Genomic DNA, 365 nt, shown 5'->3' on the forward strand with positions numbered 1-365 from the left:
CTGATCATCGCCGACACCAATTTCCCGTCCGATTCCGTGGCGAAGCAGACCGTGCTCGGCAGGCTGCTGCGCATCGATGCGCCGGCGGCCGATGTGGTGAAGGCGGTGCTGTCGCTCTATCCGCTGGACAGCTTCGTCGACGATGCGGCCGCACGCATGGAGATCGTCGGCAAGCCGACCGAGATCCCGCCCGTGCAGAAGGAAGTACAGAAGGAGATCGACGCTGCCGAGGGCAAGTCCTGGCCGATGATCTCGATCGAGCGATACGCCTTCTACGAGCGCGCCAAGAAGGCCTATTGCGTCATCCAGACCGGCGAGCGCCGCTTCTATGGCTGCTTCGCCTTCCGCAAGGGCGTCATTCCGCC

Annotated in this window: 1 protein-coding gene; it reads left to right on the plus strand. The window is 63.8% G+C overall.

The genetic code is table 11. The features are described from left to right. On the plus strand, nt 1-365 hold a 365-nt coding region (locus EN852_RS36460), incomplete at both ends, for an RbsD/FucU domain-containing protein (protein ID WP_135879730.1).

The sequence above is a fragment of the Mesorhizobium sp. M2E.F.Ca.ET.209.01.1.1 genome (assembly GCF_004010375.2).
GTDB lineage: Bacteria > Pseudomonadota > Alphaproteobacteria > Rhizobiales > Rhizobiaceae > Mesorhizobium.